The organism is Paenibacillus sp. 01T422, from assembly GCF_056398785.1.
Genome location: NZ_JBFTQB010001737.1, coordinates 1 through 367, shown reverse-complemented (window position 1 = coordinate 367; position 367 = coordinate 1). Strand labels below are relative to the sequence as shown.

Here is a 367-nt window from a genome sequence, read left to right as displayed (position 1 = left end):
ACCCATGGCTATACCCTCCATTCAATTGGATAAAAACAATATATAGAATGTCTATCTGTCGCTAATGCCACTAGTTAAACAAACCAAAGTTCCTTTACAGTTGGCGGTTATTGTATCAATGTTCATGAGAAAGAATGTTAATAAGCTTACCAAACGGATCGCGAACATAGAATCGCCGAACGCCCCAAGGCTCATCAACAGGACCATATTCAATTGGAAATCCAGCTCTCTTCATGCCTTCTAATGCAGCATCGACATCATCGACTTCAATCGATAGATCAGGCGTAGCCGTTTCTGAGCCACCCTGTGAGGCGAAACTAATTTGAATGCTCATTTCATCGTCTAAACCATACGTTCTAATCCAACC

Annotated in this window: 1 protein-coding gene; it reads right to left on the bottom strand. The window is 41.7% G+C overall.

The window, feature by feature from the left end; all coding sequences use genetic code 11:
• Positions 1-115: 115 nt before the first annotated feature.
• Positions 116-367, bottom strand: a 252-nt coding sequence (locus AC1DUA_RS41000; RefSeq protein WP_477505066.1) for a VOC family protein, incomplete at its 5' end; no start/stop codon positions are given.